The sequence below is a fragment of the Roseburia sp. OF03-24 genome (genome assembly GCF_003463035.1).
Classification (GTDB): Bacteria; Bacillota; Clostridia; order Lachnospirales; family Lachnospiraceae; genus Roseburia; species Roseburia rectibacter.
Map to the genome: position 1 here is coordinate 58,488 of NZ_QSCK01000012.1, position 13,983 is coordinate 72,470.

Consider the following 13,983-nt stretch of genomic DNA (forward strand, 5'->3'; position numbering starts at 1 on the left):
ATGAACGGTTCCGCTACCCCACATCGATGGGCATGAAGCGTTCCGCTGTAGAGTAAACAGGAGGTAAAAGAATGAAGAAAGCGATTTTAGCAACAAAAGTCGGAATGACTCAAATCTTCAACGCAGACGGCGTATTAGTGCCGGTTACTGTATTGGAAGCTGGTCCTTGCTCCGTAACACAGATCAAAACTGTAGAGAACGACGGATACAGCGCGGTTCAGGTTGCATTTGCAGACAAGAAAGAAAAAGTTGTCAGCAAAGATGCAAATGGTAAGAAAGAAATCAGAAACAGACATGGCGTAAACAAAGCTCAGATGGGACACTTTGCAAAAGCTGGTGTATCCGGAAAGAGATATGTCAGAGAGTTCAAATTTGAGAACGCAGACGAGTACAAACTTGGAGATGTTATCAAAGCTGATATTTTTGCAGAGGGCGACAAGATCGACGCTACTGCAATTTCCAAAGGTAAAGGTTTCCAGGGCGCTATCAAGAGATTAGGACAGCATAGAGGTCCTATGGCTCATGGTTCTAAATTCCATCGTCATCAGGGTTCTAACGGTGCATGTTCTTCACCGAGCCGTGTATTCAAAGGAAAAGGAATGCCTGGACATATGGGAAGCGTAAAAGTTACAACACAGAATCTTGAAGTTGTAAGAGTTGACGCTGAGAACAACCTGCTCTTAGTTAAAGGTGCTGTACCAGGCGCTAAGAAATGCATGGTAACAATCAAAGAAACTGTAAAAGCAGGTAAATAGTGCTTAGATAGGAAAGGAGGAAACAACAATGGCTAACGTAGCTGTTTATAATATGGAAGGCAAAGAAGTAGGAAGCCTGGAGTTAAACGATGCTGTTTTCGGAGTAGAAGTTAACGAGCATCTTGTACACATGGCAGTACTTCAGCAGCTTGCAAATAACCGTCAGGGAACTCAGAAAGCAAAAACACGTTCTGAAGTTCGCGGTGGTGGTAGAAAACCATGGAGACAGAAAGGAACCGGTCATGCAAGACAGGGTTCAACAAGAGCTCCACAGTGGACTCATGGTGGAGTTGTATTTGCTCCGGTACCAAGAGACTACTCTTTCAAATTAAACAAAAAAGAGAAGAGAGCAGCATTAAAATCTGCACTCACATCCAGAGTAAATGAGAGCAAGCTCATCGTTGTTGATGAGTTAAAACTTGACTCCATTAAGACAAAGAACTTCGTTCAGGTTCTGAACAACTTAAAAGTTGAGAAAGCATTAGTTGTATTAAACGATATGGATGCAAACGTGATCAAATCTGCAAGCAACGTTCCGACTGTTAAAACTGCTCAGACAAACGAGTTAAACGTATTTGATGTATTAAAATATGATACAGTTGTTGTAACAAAAGACGCTGTTAAGACTATCGAGGAGGTGTATGCATAATGGCAAACGTACAGTATTATGATGTAATCCTCAAACCGGTTATTACCGAGAAATCCATGGCAGCTATGGCTGAGAAGAAATATACTTTCTTAGTTCATCCGGAAGCAAATAAGACCATGATCAAAGAAGCAGTTGAGAAAATGTTCGAGGGCACAAAAGTTGCCAGCGTTAACACCATGAACATGGATGGAAAGAACAAAAGACGTGGCATGGTTTATGGAAAAACTGCTAAGACAAAGAAAGCTATCGTTCAGTTAACAGAAGACAGCAAAGATATCGAGATCTTCGCTGGACTGTAAGATATACTTTAGATAGCAAACTAAGCGCAGCGATGCGCGATAACAAACATCGAAAGGAGAACAACAATGGGAATTAAGACATATAACCCATATACACCTTCCAGAAGAAATATGACTGGCTCTGATTTCTCCGAGATCACAAAAACAACTCCGGAAAAATCACTGGTAACTTCTTTAAAGAAGAACGCTGGTCGTAACAATCAGGGTAAAATCACTGTAAGACACCATGGCGGTGGAAACAGAAGAAAATACAGAGTTATCGATTTCAAGAGAAACGGTAAAGACGGAATCCCGGCTAAAGTAGTCGGAATCGAGTACGATCCGAACAGAACAGCTAACATCGCTTTGATCTGCTATGCAGATGGCGAGAAAGCATATATCCTTGCTCCGGCTGGTTTAACAGACGGCATGACAGTTATGAGCGGTGCAACTGCAGAAGTTCGTGTTGGTAACTGCTTACCACTTGAGAATATCCCGGTTGGTACTCAGGTACACAACATCGAGTTATATCCGGGTAAGGGTGGACAGTTAGTTCGTTCCGCTGGTATGAGCGCTCAGTTAATGGCTAAAGAAGGAAAATATGCAACACTTCGTCTTCCTTCAGGCGAAATGCGTATGGTACCTTTAAAATGCCGCGCAACCATCGGTGTTATCGGAAACGGTGATCACAACTTAGTTAACATCGGTAAAGCAGGACGTAAACGTCACATGGGTGTTCGCCCGACAGTTCGTGGTTCTGTTATGAACCCGAATGACCATCCACACGGAGGTGGTGAAGGACGTGCTCCGATCGGACGTCCGGGTCCATGTACTCCTTGGGGTAAACCTGCTCTTGGTCTTAAGACTAGAAAGAAGAATAAAGCTTCTAACAAGTTAATCGTAAGACGTAGAGATGGTAAAGCCTTAAAATAATAAGCTGGGGCTTATTATTTTAAGGCTTGGAAGAAGCAGAAAGCGCTTCTTCCGGTTCGTGGCAATAACTGATAAAAACAGATGTGTTTTTTGAAATTGCAACGGTGACTGGATGAGGAGCAGAAACTGTTTCTTCCGGTCTTTGAAAAAATAATAAAAAATTAGAAAACCGGGAGAAGTTTTGCTTGCTTCTTCCGGTAATCTCTGATATAATAAACAAGATGTTCGGAGTCCGAGGAAACACACGGCAGTGTGTAAAGGGGACTGACAAAATAGGAGGTAAATTATGGCTCGTTCATTAAAAAAAGGACCATTCGCTGATGCCAGCCTGCTGAAAAAAGTAGACGCTATGAATGCATCTGGTGACAAATCTGTTATTAAGACATGGTCACGTCGTTCTACAATCTTCCCTCAGTTCGTTGGTCATACCATCGCTGTTCATGACGGAAGAAAACATGTACCTGTATATGTAACAGAAGATATGGTTGGACATAAACTTGGTGAGTTCGTTGCAACAAGAACTTACAGAGGACATGGAAAAGACGAAAAGAAATCAGGCGTTAGATAAGATATTTGAAAGGAGGTTTCATCCATGGCTAAGGGACATAGAAGTCAGATTAAAAGAGAAAGAAATGAAGTAAAAGATACCAGACCTTCCGCTAAGTTATCTTACGCAAGAGTGTCTGTTCAGAAAGCTTGTTTCGTATTAGACGCAATCCGTGGAAAGGATGTTCAGACAGCATTAGCTATTGTAACATACAATCCAAGATATGCTTCAAGCTTAGTAAAGAAATTATTAGAGTCAGCAATCGCAAACGCTGAAAACAACAATGGAATGAAAGCAGAAAACCTTTATGTTGCAGAGTGCTACGCAAATAAAGGACCGACAATGAAGAGAATCAGACCGAGAGCACAGGGTAGAGCTTACAGAATCGAAAAGAGAATGAGCCACATCACAATCGTGCTTGACGAGAAATAAGGAGGTCAAATATGGGACAGAAAGTTAATCCACATGGCTTAAGAGTCGGCGTTATCAAAGACTGGGACTCTAAGTGGTATGCGGAAGCAGATTTTGCAGATTTCTTAGTAGAAGATTACAATATCAGAACATATCTGAAAAAGAAATTATATGCAGCAGGTGTTTCTAAGATTGAGATCGAAAGAGCATCTGACCGTGTGAAAGTTATCATCTACACAGCTAAACCAGGTGTAGTAATCGGAAAAGGCGGAGCTGAGATCGAGAAGATCAAAGGCGAAGTTCAGAAATTCACAGATAAGAAATTAGTTGTTGATATCAAAGAAGTTAAAAGACCGGATCGTGATGCTCAGTTAGTAGCTGAGAACATTGCATTACAGTTAGAAAACCGTGTTTCTTTCCGTAGAGCAATGAAATCCTGCATGGGAAGAACCATGAAATCAGGAGCAAAGGGAATCAAAACATCCTGTTCCGGACGTCTTGGCGGTGCTGATATGGCTCGTACAGAGTTCTACTCTGAGGGAACTATTCCGCTTCAGACATTAAGAGCTGATATTGATTATGGATTCGCTGAAGCAGATACAACCTACGGTAAAGTTGGTGTTAAGGTCTGGATCTACAAAGGCGAGGTACTTCCTACAAGAGCTAATAAGGAAGGAGGAGTACAGTAATGTTAATGCCAAAAAGAGTAAAACATCGTAAACAGTTCCGTGGCTCTATGAGCGGAAAGGCTACAAGAGGTAATACGATCACTTATGGTGAGTATGGTATTATTTCAACTGAGCCATGCTGGATCAAAGCAAACCAGATCGAGGCAGCCCGTGTTGCGATGACAAGATATATCAAACGTGGTGGTAAAGTTTGGATCAAAATTTTCCCAGAGAAACCAATTACTCATAAACCTATGGGTGTTCGTATGGGTAAAGGAAAGGGTGCTCCAGAGTACTGGGTAGCCGTTGTGAAACCAGGTCGTGTATTATTTGAAATCTCCGGTGTTCCGGAAGACGTTGCGAAAGAAGCGTTACGTCTTGCTACACACAAATTACCTTGCAAATGTAAAGTAGTTTCACGTGCAGATTTAGAAGGCGGTGTATCAAATGAAAACTAGTAAATATTTAGAAGAATTAAAAGGCCAGTCTGTAACAGACTTAAATGCGCAGTTAGTAGAAGCTAAAAAAGAACTTTTCAATTTGAGATTCCAGAACGCAACGAATCAGCTGGACAACACAAGCAGAATCAAAGAAGTAAGAAAGAATATTGCAAGAATTCAGACAATCATTACTGAGAAAGAAAAAGTTGCGCAGTAGGATTCCAGAAAGGAGATTAATCGGTCGTGGAAGAAAGAAATCTTAGAAAAACACGTGTTGGTATTGTTGTAAGCGACAAGATGGATAAAACAATCACTGTTGCAATCCAGGATAACGTAAGACATCCTCTTTACAACAAGATCGTTAAGAAAACATACAAATTAAAAGCTCATGACGAGAATAACGAATGTAAGATCGGTGATAAAGTAAAAGTTATGGAGACAAGACCATTATCGAAAGATAAGAGATGGAGACTTGTAGAAATCATGGAAAGAGCAAAATAATTAAAGGAGGCTACAAGCATGGTACAACAGGAAAGTAGACTTAAGGTAGCCGATAACACAGGAGCAAGAGAGTTACTCGTTATTCGTGTTATGGGTGGATCTACTAGAAGATATGCGAATATTGGTGATGTAGTAGTTGCTACGGTCAAAGAGGCAACACCAGGCGGTGTTGTTAAAAAAGGTGATGTCGTAAAAGCTGTAGTTGTTCGTTCAGTAAAAGGCGCACGTCGTAAAGACGGTTCTTATATCAAATTTGATGAAAACGCAGCAGTTATTATTAAAGATGACAAAACTCCAAGAGGAACACGTATTTTTGGACCAGTAGCAAGAGAGCTTCGTGAGAAACAGTTCATGAAAATTGTTTCCTTAGCTCCGGAAGTATTGTAGGAGGACCAGGATATGGCAACCATGAAAATTAAAAAAGGCGATATGGTCAAAGTGATCGCTGGTAAAGATAAAGACAAAGAAGGCAAAGTTATTGCTGTAAATACAAAGAACAATACCGTTCTGGTAGAGGGTATCAACATGGTGACAAAACATGCAAAACCAAGCATGGCTAATCAGCAGGGTGGTATCATCCATCAGGAGGGACCTGTTGACATTTCAAACGTTATGTATCTTCACAAAGGAACAGCTACCCGCGTAGGTTTCAAGATGGATGGAGATAAAAAAGTACGTTTCGCAAAGAAAACAGGCGAAGTGATCGATTAATTGAAGAGAGGAGGCAAAACAGTTGAGCAGACTTAAAGAACAGTACCAGAATGAGATCGTAGATGCTATGATCAAAAAATTTGGATATAAAAATATCATGGAAGTGCCGAAGCTCGATAAGATCGTTGTAAACATGGGCGTTGGCGAAGCAAAAGAGAACGCAAAATTATTAGAAGCTGCAATCAAAGATATGGAGACAATCACAGGTCAGAAAGCAGTTCCTACAAAAGCTAAAAACGCGATTGCAAACTTCAAGATCAGAGAAGGAATGGCAATCGGTTGTAAGACAACACTGCGTGGCGAGAAGATGTACGAGTTTATGGATCGTTTAATCAACCTTGCATTACCGCGTGTACGTGACTTCAGAGGTGTTAACCCGAATGCATTTGACGGCCGTGGAAACTATGCCCTTGGTATCAAAGAGCAGTTAATCTTCCCGGAGATCGAGTATGATAAAGTTGATAAAGTTCGTGGTATGGATATCATTTTCGTTACCACAGCAAAAACAGACGAAGAAGCTCGTGAGTTATTGACATTGTTCAATATGCCGTTCGCCAAATAATAGGAGGGAATTTTAATGGCTAAAACATCTATGAAAGTAAAACAGCAGCGTAAACCAAAGTTCTCTACCAGAGCTTACACACGTTGCAAAATTTGTGGACGTCCACATTCTGTTTTAAGAAAATACGGAATCTGCAGAGTATGTTTCCGTGAATTAGCATACAAAGGCCAGATACCAGGCGTTAAGAAAGCAAGCTGGTAATCAGACGGCTGTGTCCGGCATGTACGGCACAGTAACTTAATAAAGGAGGAAATATACATCATGACAACAAGTGATCCAATCGCAGATATGCTTACAAGAATCCGTAACGCAAACACTGCTAAACATGATACAGTTGATGTTCCGGCATCTAAAATGAAAATCGCAATCGCAGATATTCTTGTAGATGAAGGATATATCGAAAAATATGATATCGTTGAAGATGGTAACTTCAAAACAATCCGCATCACATTAAAATATGGTGCAGATAAGAATGAAAAGATCATCACAGGACTTAAGAGAATCTCTAAACCAGGTCTTCGTGTATACGCAGGCAAGGATGAGCTTCCTAGAGTACTTGGCGGTTTAGGTATCGCAATCCTTTCTACCAACCAGGGTATCGTAACTGATAAAGAGGCTAGAAAGCTTCAGGTTGGTGGCGAAGTATTAGCATTCGTATGGTAAATTTTGCCCGCCATTGGACGGACAAAATTGAAAGAACCTTCGGTTCTTTCGGTATATTTTAAGCCTTTCATACAATGTTATTTAAAACTTTCATTTCTTCCGGGTTATTGCAACCTGGGAGAGAAGGTTCTTAAAGAATCAGGTAACTACGGCGTAAGCCGCAATTATACATTCACGATGGCAGGTCATGCGATCTGTTGTCACAAAAAAATTTAGGAGGTACGGGCATGTCACGTATAGGAAGAATGCCAATCGCAGTTCCGGCTGGTGTTACAGTGGATATTGCAGAAAATAATCATGTGACTGTAAAAGGTCCTAAGGGAACTCTGGAAAGAACCCTTCCATCTGAGATGGACATCAAATTAGAGGGTGACGAGATCATCGTTACAAGACCTAACGATTTGAAGAAAATGAAATCCTTACACGGATTAACAAGAACACTGATCAACAACATGGTTGTTGGTGTTACCAATGGATATACCAAGGAACTCGAGGTTAACGGTGTTGGTTACAGAGCTTCTAAAGCTGGTAAAGTGCTCACACTGAACTTAGGATATTCTCATCCGGTTGAGATGGAAGATCCTGAAGGACTTGAGTCCAAAGTTGATGGAAATAAAATCATTGTATCTGGTATCGATAAAGAAAAAGTTGGCCAATACGCAGCTGAAATCAGAGATAAGAGAAGACCTGAGCCTTACAAAGGAAAAGGTATCAAATATGCTGATGAAGTTATTAGACGTAAAGTTGGTAAGACTGGTAAGAAATAATTAAAGGAGTGACGAAAAATGGTTAGTAAGAAATCAAGAACAGCAGTTCGCGAAAACAAACATAGAAGAATGCGTCATCATCTTGCAGGTACAGCGATGAGACCACGTCTGGCTGTTTTCAGAAGTAATAATCATATGTACGCTCAGATTATTGACGATACAGTTGGAAATACACTTGTTTCTGCATCTACACTTGATAAGGATGTAAAAGCAGAGTTAGAGAAGACCAATAACGTCGAAGCAGCAGCTAAGCTTGGTACTGTTATTGCAAAGAAAGCTTTAGACAAGGGTATTTCAACGGTTGTCTTTGATAGAGGCGGCTTTATATATGCAGGTAAAGTAAAGGCATTAGCCGAAGCAGCAAGAGAAGCTGGTTTAGACTTTTAATAGGAGGAAACGCAAAACATGAAACGTGAAATCATTGATGCTAGTCAATTAGAATTAAACGAAAAAGTGGTATCAATTAAACGTGTAACAAAAGTTGTTAAAGGTGGACGTAACTTCCGTTTTACAGCTTTAGTTGTTGTCGGCGACGGCAATGGCCATGTTGGTGCTGGCTTAGGAAAAGCATCCGAGATTCCGGAAGCAATCCGTAAAGGAAAAGAAGATGCTATGAAGAAACTCATCACTGTAAAATTAGATGAGGTTGGCAGTGTTACACATGATGTTACCGGAAAACATACAGGTGCATCTGTATTATTAAAGAAATCTCCAGAAGGTACTGGTATCATCGCCGGTGGTCCTGCTCGTAACGTATGTGAGCTGGCTGGTATTAAAAATATCCGTACAAAATCTCTGGGATCTAACAACAAGCAGAATGTTGTTCTTGCAACAATCAATGCTTTAAGTCAGTTAAAATCCCCGGAAGAAGTTGCAAAACTTCGTGGAAAATCAGTTGAAGAGATTGTAGGTTAAGGAGGAGTTTTAAGATGGCAGATAAGAAATTAAAAGTAACACTTGTAAAATCTACAATCGGTGCTGTTCCGAAGAACAAAAAAACAATCGAAGCACTTGGACTGAATAAGTTATATAAAACTGTTGAGCTGCCAGATAACGCAGCAACAGCAGGTGCACTTCGTAAAGTAGCACCTTATGTAAAGGTAGAAGAGATCTAATAATAAGATAAGGAGGTGTCAGTAATGGACTTATCCAATTTACAGGCAGCAGCAGGTTCTGCACATAGCGATAATTTCAGAAGAGGACGTGGACACGGTTCAGGAAACGGTAAGACTGCTGGTAAGGGACACAAGGGACAGAAAGCTCGTTCCGGAGCTCCGAGACCAGGTTTTGAAGGTGGTCAGATGCCGTTATACAGAAGATTGCCAAAGAGAGGTTTCAAATGCAGAAACTCTAAGACAATCATCGGAATCAACCTTTCCGCCCTTGAGGCATTTGAGAACGATTCCGTTGTTTCAGTAGAGACATTAATCGAGGCTGGTATCGTTAAAAATCCTAGAGATGGAGTTAAGATTCTGGGTAATGGCGAACTTACTAAGAAACTCACCGTTCAGGCAAATGCATTCAGCGCAGCTGCAAAAGAAAAAATTGAGGCTCTTGGTGGAAAAGCAGAGGTGATCTAATGCTGGAAACACTCCGTAATGCATTCAAGATTAAAGATATTCGAAACAGAATTATTTTTACATTTCTCATGTTAGTTGTAATCAGGATCGGAAGCCAGCTTCCGATTCCTGGTGTTAACAATGAACTGTTTTCAAACTGGTTTGCAAGTCAGACCGCAGATGGAATGGGATTTTTTGATGCAATTACCGGTGGATCATTCTATAACATGTCAATCTTTGCATTGAACATTACACCGTATATTACTTCATCCATTATTATGCAGCTTCTCACTATCGCAATTCCAAAACTGGAAGAGATGCAGCGCGACGGAGAAGAAGGACGTAAAAAGATTGCAGAGATTACCAGATATCTTACAGTAGCTCTTGCTTTAATTGAAGCGATCGCAATGGCAATCAGCTTTAAGAGAGGTCAGATGTTACAGAGTGATGGTATTCTTACAATTATTATGATTATTTTCACATTAACTGCAGGATCAGCAGTATTAATGTGGATTGGTGAGCGTATTACAGAAAAAGGTGTTGGAAATGGTATTTCTATCGTACTTACCATTAACATCATCTCCCGTATTCCAAATGATATGGGTACACTGTATCAGCAGTTCATCACAGGAAAATCCATACCTAAGGGAATTCTTGCGGCAGTAATCATTATTGCAATCATTGTTGCAATGGTCGTATTTGTCGTATTCTTACAGGGCGGCGAGAGAAGAATCCCGGTTCAGTATTCCAAAAAGATTCAGGGAAGAAAACAGGTTGGCGGTCAGTCAACATATATCCCGTTAAAGGTTAATACCGGTGGTGTTATCCCGGTTATCTTTGCACAGTCTTTGTTGCAGACACCGGTTATCATTGCAAGTCTTCTTGGAAAAGGAAACGGAACCGGTATCGGAAGCAAGATTTTAAAAGGAATGTCCCAGTCAAACTGGTGCAATCCGAATGAGCCGGTTTATTCCATCGGATTGGTGGTATACATCGTACTTATCATTGCTTTCGCTTACTTCTATACTTCAATTACATTCAATCCCTTAGAGATTGCTAATAATATGAAGAAAGCCGGCGGATTTATTCCGGGTATCAGACCTGGTAAACCAACCAGTGATTATCTGAACCGGATGTTAAATTACATTGTATTTATAGGAGCAGTAGCACTTGCATTTATCGCATTCGTTCCGATCTTCTTCAACGGAGTATTCGGTGCCGATGTATCATTTGGTGGAACATCTATCATAATTATTGTAGGTGTTGTCATTGAGACATTAAAACAGATCGAATCACAGATGCGTGTTCGTTACTATAAAGGATTTTTAAATGATTAATCTGACGGCGTAAGTCAGATTTGCAAAGGAGCAACGCTGGGCTTTTAAAGTTCAGCGTTACTTTCCTATATAAGCAATATTTGTATGATGAAGGTATTTTGGACAATGGAGGTATTAGTGTGAAAAATAAGATTTTTCACACGCAAGATTAGTGCTTACGCACAAATCTTGAGATGCGTAAAAAGCAACGCAGGAAGGAAGAATTTTATGAAGATTATCATGTTAGGAGCTCCGGGAGCAGGAAAAGGAACACAGGCGAAGCAGATTGCAGATAAATATCGTATCCCGCATATCTCAACCGGTGATATTTTCCGTGCAAACATCAAGAATGGAACCGAGCTTGGAAAGAAAGCAAAACAGTATATGGATCAGGGTTTATTAGTGCCGGATGAGTTAACCTGCGATCTTGTTATGGACAGAATCGGACAGGATGACTGTGAGAATGGATTTATACTTGATGGTTTTCCAAGAACTATTCCGCAGGCAGAAGCACTTACAGCTGCACTTGAGAAGATCAATGAAAAAATGGATTATGCAATCGATGTGGATGTACCGGATGAAAACATCGTAAATCGTATGAGCGGAAGACGCGCATGCTTAAACTGTGGTGCTACATACCACATTGTTTCCATTCCAACAAAGGTAGAGGGAATCTGCGACAGATGCGGACAGCCGGTTGTCTTAAGAGATGATGATAAACCGGAGACCGTTCAGAAAAGACTTACAGTATATCATGAGCAGACCCAGCCATTGATCGATTATTACAAGAAACAGAGTATCTTAAAAACAGTTGACGGTACGCAGCCGATGGAAAAGGTATTTGCAGATATCGTTGCGATTTTAGGCGAGTAGAGGAACCGGAGTAATGGCTGTAACAATAAAATCTTCCCAGGAAATAGAACTGATGCGCCAGGCAGGAAAGATTCTTGCAAAGGTGCATGAGGGATTAAAAAAAGAATTAAAACCCGGAATGTCGACACTTGATATTGACAGGATCGGGGAGGAAATGATTCGGAGTTTTGGATGCGAACCATCTTTTAAGAATTATCAGGGATATCCGGCATCCGTCTGTGTCTCCATCAATGAAGAAGTTGTACACGGGATTCCGCGCAAAGACAGAATCATTGAAGAGGGAGATATTGTAAGTCTTGATACCGGTGTGATCTATAAAGGGTATCAGTCAGATGCCGCAAGGACACATGGTGTTGGCGAGATCACTGAGGATGCAAGACTTCTGATCGAACGTACCAGACAGAGCTTTTTTGAAGGAATGAAATATGCAGTGGCAGGAAATCATCTGCATGATATTTCAGGTGCGATCGGTGATTATGCCGAGAGTTTTGGCTATGGTGTGGTACGGGATTTATGTGGACACGGAATCGGTACACATATGCATGAGGACCCGGAGATCCCGAATTACCGCAAATTCCGCAGGGGCATTAAGCTGAAAGCCGGAATGACATTAGCGGTGGAACCCATGATAAATCTGGGAACAGAGAGAGTCGTATGGATGGATGATGACTGGACCGTAGTGACAGAGGATATGGATCTTTCGGCTCATTATGAAAATACCATACTGATCCGGGAGGGAAAACCGGAAATATTATCACTTACGGATTCTGAAATCGCCGAAGGAATCTGGAGTAATGATCCAATTCTGTAAAGCATAGAGAAAAGAACCGGAGGATATTTCAGAAATGGAATTTGCAAAATCCAAGTCGGGACACGACAGAAATCAGATTTATCTTATCAAAGAAAAAGATGAAAAATCTGTATATCTGGTAAATGGAACAAGCCGTACACTGGATATGCCAAAGAAAAAAAATGCAAAGCATATTCAGATTATCAAAAATTTACCGATAGAAGTTACGGAGATTCTGGATGAAAATTTATCAGATCTTACAGTAAAAAGAGCAATCAAACAGTACTGCCGTATAAATGAAGGCAGACAGGAATCATAAAATAGGAGGATTTATTCAATGTCAAAAGCAGACGTAATTGAAGTAGAAGGAACCGTTGTTGAGAAACTCCCGAACGCATTTTTTAAAGTGGAGTTAGAGAATGGACATCAGATTTTAGCAACCATCAGCGGAAAACTTCGCATGAACTTTATTCGTATTTTACCGGGTGATAAAGTTACCATCGAGATGTCTCCATATGACCTGACTAAGGGAAGAATCATCTGGAGAGACAAATAAGATTTTATTACAGATCTTATACAAAATAATAGTTGACTTCTAAACAGTGTCCGTGCTATAATGTTAGACGGACACTTTTGGATAGTGCCTTTTTGTGCGTGCATATTTCAGTGCAACAACACAAAAAAGAGCCTTGTTAAGAAAGGAGGATTTGCTGTGAAGGTAAGATCATCAGTTAAACCTATTTGCGAAAAATGCAAAGTCATCAAGAGAAAAGGAAGCATCAGAATTATCTGTGAGAATCCGAAACACAAACAGAGACAGGGTTGATTTAGTTCTTGTCATATTTGTGCCAATGGGGTAATATGCGCATTTTAATGAGCAGAAACCCGCCAAATTATGTGCGGCTGCAGTGGAACGCCTGGTAGGGTTGTTCACACTGTTATCATAATCAGACAGCCGGGATAGCTGCTTTTTTATGTCTACATACCGAGGACATAAAGGGACATATCCAAATAAGAAGAAAGACGGATGGGACACACATTTCAGGCCGCTGACAACGGAGCTGTCTCAGATGATTTTCCGAAATAAAGTCACAACGTCAGGTGATTTGAGAAATGAAACAATATAACAGGTGCAGAATGCATCGGATGAATTAATGGAGGTTAAAAAGCACATGGCTCGTATTGCAGGTGTAGATTTACCAAGAGAAAAACGCATCGAGATCGGTTTGACATACATCTACGGAATTGGTAGAACAAGCTCTAGCCGTATCCTTGCAGCAGCAAACGTAAATCCTGATACTCGTGTCAGAGATTTAACAGACGATGAAGTAAAGAGAATCAGCGCAGTAATCGATGAGACTCAGTTAGTAGAAGGTGATTTAAGAAGAGAGATCGCTTTCAATATCAAGAGACTTCAGGAGATCGGATGCTATCGTGGAATCCGTCACAGAAAAGGTCTTCCGGTTCGTGGACAGAAGACAAAGACAAACGCAAGAACCCGTAAAGGTCCAAAGCGTACCGTTGCAAATAAGAAAAAATAAAGTTTCCTGAGGTACGCTT

General features: G+C 40.7%; 27 protein-coding genes. All 27 read left to right on the forward strand.

What is annotated here, in order from left to right:
• Window positions 1-71: 71 nt before the first annotated feature.
• The 27 genes from rplC to rpsM all read left to right on the forward strand — a co-directional run bounded on the left by rplC (window position 72) and on the right by rpsM (window position 13,964).
• Window positions 72-755, forward strand: a complete 684-nt coding sequence (rplC, locus tag DXA60_RS07760) for a 50S ribosomal protein L3 (RefSeq protein WP_117920735.1) — start codon at window positions 72-74, stop codon at window positions 753-755.
• A gap of 28 nt (window positions 756-783) precedes the next feature.
• Complete coding sequence (rplD, locus tag DXA60_RS07765) at window positions 784-1,404, forward strand: 50S ribosomal protein L4 (RefSeq protein WP_117920736.1); 621 nt, start codon at window positions 784-786, stop codon at window positions 1,402-1,404.
• Window positions 1,404-1,703: a 50S ribosomal protein L23 gene (gene rplW / locus DXA60_RS07770; RefSeq protein ID WP_006857866.1), complete on the forward strand. Its 300-nt coding sequence runs from the start codon at window positions 1,404-1,406 to the stop codon at window positions 1,701-1,703. Before rplD ends, rplW begins: the two co-directional genes overlap by 1 nt.
• 66 nt (window positions 1,704-1,769) lie before the next feature.
• Entirely contained in the window at window positions 1,770-2,615 is an 846-nt protein-coding gene (gene rplB, locus DXA60_RS07775) for a 50S ribosomal protein L2 (RefSeq protein WP_117920737.1), read from the forward strand.
• A 286-nt stretch (window positions 2,616-2,901) separates the two neighbouring features.
• On the forward strand, window positions 2,902-3,183 hold the full coding sequence (gene rpsS, locus DXA60_RS07780) for a 30S ribosomal protein S19 (protein ID WP_006857865.1): 282 nt from the start codon (window positions 2,902-2,904) through the stop codon (window positions 3,181-3,183).
• A 24-nt stretch (window positions 3,184-3,207) separates the two neighbouring features.
• Complete coding sequence (gene rplV / locus DXA60_RS07785; protein WP_006857864.1) at window positions 3,208-3,594, forward strand: 50S ribosomal protein L22; 387 nt, start codon at window positions 3,208-3,210, stop codon at window positions 3,592-3,594.
• A gap of 11 nt (window positions 3,595-3,605) precedes the next feature.
• The gene (gene rpsC, locus DXA60_RS07790) at window positions 3,606-4,262 is read left to right on the forward strand and encodes a 30S ribosomal protein S3 (protein ID WP_015560094.1); all 657 of its coding nucleotides are present in this window, start codon (window positions 3,606-3,608) and stop codon (window positions 4,260-4,262) included.
• The gene (gene rplP / locus DXA60_RS07795; protein WP_006857862.1) at window positions 4,262-4,699 is read left to right on the forward strand and encodes a 50S ribosomal protein L16; all 438 of its coding nucleotides are present in this window, start codon (window positions 4,262-4,264) and stop codon (window positions 4,697-4,699) included. The genes rpsC and rplP overlap by 1 nt, the downstream gene beginning before the upstream one ends.
• Window positions 4,689-4,898, forward strand: a complete 210-nt coding sequence (gene rpmC, locus DXA60_RS07800) for a 50S ribosomal protein L29 (protein ID WP_006857861.1) — start codon at window positions 4,689-4,691, stop codon at window positions 4,896-4,898. Before rplP ends, rpmC begins: the two co-directional genes overlap by 11 nt.
• Window positions 4,899-4,924: 26 nt before the next feature.
• Window positions 4,925-5,182 carry a 30S ribosomal protein S17 gene (gene rpsQ / locus DXA60_RS07805; RefSeq protein WP_006857860.1) on the forward strand — a complete coding sequence of 86 codons (258 nt, stop codon included), beginning with the start codon at window positions 4,925-4,927 and terminating at the stop codon, window positions 5,180-5,182.
• Between the two features lie 18 nt (window positions 5,183-5,200).
• Complete coding sequence (gene rplN / locus DXA60_RS07810; RefSeq protein ID WP_006857859.1) at window positions 5,201-5,569, forward strand: 50S ribosomal protein L14; 369 nt, start codon at window positions 5,201-5,203, stop codon at window positions 5,567-5,569.
• Between the two features lie 12 nt (window positions 5,570-5,581).
• Window positions 5,582-5,893 carry a 50S ribosomal protein L24 gene (gene rplX / locus DXA60_RS07815; protein ID WP_006857858.1) on the forward strand — a complete coding sequence of 104 codons (312 nt, stop codon included), beginning with the start codon at window positions 5,582-5,584 and terminating at the stop codon, window positions 5,891-5,893.
• Between the two features lie 22 nt (window positions 5,894-5,915).
• A complete protein-coding gene (gene rplE / locus DXA60_RS07820; protein ID WP_006857857.1) occupies window positions 5,916-6,455 on the forward strand; it encodes a 50S ribosomal protein L5 in 540 nt (179 codons plus the stop codon).
• A 15-nt stretch (window positions 6,456-6,470) separates the two neighbouring features.
• The gene (locus tag DXA60_RS07825; RefSeq protein ID WP_006857856.1) at window positions 6,471-6,656 is read left to right on the forward strand and encodes a type Z 30S ribosomal protein S14; all 186 of its coding nucleotides are present in this window, start codon (window positions 6,471-6,473) and stop codon (window positions 6,654-6,656) included.
• Between the two features lie 60 nt (window positions 6,657-6,716).
• Window positions 6,717-7,118, forward strand: a complete 402-nt coding sequence (rpsH, locus tag DXA60_RS07830) for a 30S ribosomal protein S8 (RefSeq protein WP_117920738.1) — start codon at window positions 6,717-6,719, stop codon at window positions 7,116-7,118.
• 227 nt (window positions 7,119-7,345) lie between these two features.
• On the forward strand, window positions 7,346-7,885 hold the full coding sequence (gene rplF / locus DXA60_RS07835; RefSeq protein WP_044999228.1) for a 50S ribosomal protein L6: 540 nt from the start codon (window positions 7,346-7,348) through the stop codon (window positions 7,883-7,885).
• 18 nt (window positions 7,886-7,903) lie between these two features.
• Entirely contained in the window at window positions 7,904-8,272 is a 369-nt protein-coding gene (rplR, locus tag DXA60_RS07840) for a 50S ribosomal protein L18 (protein ID WP_006857854.1), read from the forward strand.
• An 18-nt stretch (window positions 8,273-8,290) separates the two neighbouring features.
• Window positions 8,291-8,800, forward strand: coding sequence for a 30S ribosomal protein S5 (gene rpsE, locus DXA60_RS07845; RefSeq protein ID WP_006857853.1), 510 nt, complete (start codon window positions 8,291-8,293; stop codon window positions 8,798-8,800).
• 14 nt (window positions 8,801-8,814) lie between these two features.
• Window positions 8,815-9,000 (forward strand): 50S ribosomal protein L30, encoded by a 186-nt coding sequence (rpmD, locus tag DXA60_RS07850; protein WP_006857852.1) that lies wholly within the window; start codon window positions 8,815-8,817, stop codon window positions 8,998-9,000.
• A gap of 24 nt (window positions 9,001-9,024) precedes the next feature.
• Window positions 9,025-9,465 carry a 50S ribosomal protein L15 gene (gene rplO / locus DXA60_RS07855; protein WP_006857851.1) on the forward strand — a complete coding sequence of 147 codons (441 nt, stop codon included), beginning with the start codon at window positions 9,025-9,027 and terminating at the stop codon, window positions 9,463-9,465.
• A complete protein-coding gene (gene secY, locus DXA60_RS07860; RefSeq protein ID WP_117920739.1) occupies window positions 9,465-10,781 on the forward strand; it encodes a preprotein translocase subunit SecY in 1,317 nt (438 codons plus the stop codon). Before rplO ends, secY begins: the two co-directional genes overlap by 1 nt.
• Before the next feature lie 207 nt (window positions 10,782-10,988).
• Entirely contained in the window at window positions 10,989-11,633 is a 645-nt protein-coding gene (locus DXA60_RS07865; RefSeq protein ID WP_117920740.1) for an adenylate kinase, read from the forward strand.
• Between the two features lie 13 nt (window positions 11,634-11,646).
• Window positions 11,647-12,444, forward strand: a complete 798-nt coding sequence (gene map, locus DXA60_RS07870; protein ID WP_117920741.1) for a type I methionyl aminopeptidase — start codon at window positions 11,647-11,649, stop codon at window positions 12,442-12,444.
• A gap of 34 nt (window positions 12,445-12,478) precedes the next feature.
• The gene (locus tag DXA60_RS07875; RefSeq protein ID WP_117920742.1) at window positions 12,479-12,742 is read left to right on the forward strand and encodes a KOW domain-containing RNA-binding protein; all 264 of its coding nucleotides are present in this window, start codon (window positions 12,479-12,481) and stop codon (window positions 12,740-12,742) included.
• 18 nt (window positions 12,743-12,760) lie between these two features.
• Complete coding sequence (infA, locus tag DXA60_RS07880; RefSeq protein WP_006857846.1) at window positions 12,761-12,979, forward strand: translation initiation factor IF-1; 219 nt, start codon at window positions 12,761-12,763, stop codon at window positions 12,977-12,979.
• A gap of 156 nt (window positions 12,980-13,135) precedes the next feature.
• The gene (rpmJ, locus tag DXA60_RS07885) at window positions 13,136-13,249 is read left to right on the forward strand and encodes a 50S ribosomal protein L36 (protein ID WP_003022746.1); all 114 of its coding nucleotides are present in this window, start codon (window positions 13,136-13,138) and stop codon (window positions 13,247-13,249) included.
• A gap of 346 nt (window positions 13,250-13,595) precedes the next feature.
• A complete protein-coding gene (rpsM, locus tag DXA60_RS07890) occupies window positions 13,596-13,964 on the forward strand; it encodes a 30S ribosomal protein S13 (protein ID WP_015560096.1) in 369 nt (122 codons plus the stop codon).
• Window positions 13,965-13,983 lie beyond the last annotated feature (19 nt).